This is a genomic window from Parachitinimonas caeni (assembly GCF_030129945.1).
GTDB lineage: Bacteria > Pseudomonadota > Gammaproteobacteria > Burkholderiales > Chitinimonadaceae > Parachitinimonas > Parachitinimonas caeni.
The window spans coordinates 1-896 of record NZ_JARRAF010000137.1 but is presented as its reverse complement, the minus strand read 5'-3'; the positions used below and the strand labels follow the sequence as shown (position 1 = coordinate 896).

General features: G+C 66.1%; 1 pseudogene. It reads right to left on the bottom strand.

Annotated features, from left to right (window positions below):
• Positions 1 to 896 (bottom strand): annotated as a pseudogene (locus tag PZA18_RS23980) (hypothetical protein); the annotation flags it as partial.

The window sequence follows — 896 nt, the reverse complement described above, 5'->3', positions numbered from 1 at the left end:
CGTCTGCCACGCGGCTTGGCCGGTCGGGCGGGCCGCTGCCTTCGTAATCCAGGCGAGTGATGGCGCCAAGGGGATCGGTCTCAGCGATCAGGCGACCGCGTTCGTCGTAGTCATAACGCCATTCCGCTTGATCCGGTCCGCGCACTGCCCGCAGCAAGGGCCGCTCCTTGTCCCATTCCAGGCTCAGCGACTGGCCATCGGGAGTGGTGGCACCGCTGACTTTGCCTTCACCGCCCTGGCGGGTCCAGCGGGCCCGGCCCAGCGGGTCGATCTCGCCAATCCGGCGACCCGCCTGGTCATGGCGATAGGTCCAGCGGCTGCCATCGGGGCGCTGCAACGCGGTCAGTCGCTGCAGGCCAGCCTCGCCCGCGAAGGTGTAGACCTGCTTGCGACCAAGCTGATCGGTCACTTCAGTGCGGTCGGGATAATAGGCATAGTCGTAGCGAGTCCCGTCGGGCTGCCTTTGCTGGCTGACCCGGCTACCCGCCTGATCGCCCAGATAGTCGTATTCGGCCTGGATTTCGCCATACCGGCTATGGCTGGTCAGCAGGTGATGCTGATAGCGGAAGCTGCGCGCGGTTTGCCCATACTGGTCGGTCACACTGACCAGATCGCCCGCTGCATCAAAGCCGTAGCGGACCAGGGCCACCGGCTCGCCATCGCTGGCCCGGGGATCGTGGTCCAGCCAGATGGCCACCAGGCGCAGGCCTGGATCCGCCGGATGATCCGAGGATTGCCGCTGATATTGCAGGCGATAACGCCGTCCCGACCCATCTTCAACCTGCGTCAACACGCCATCCTGCCAGTCGTAGCGCAGACACTGGCCCAGTGCATCCAGAGTCGCCCGCAGGCGCCAGTGGGTGCCTGTCGGGTCGGGCGCGAACACATACGCCGTC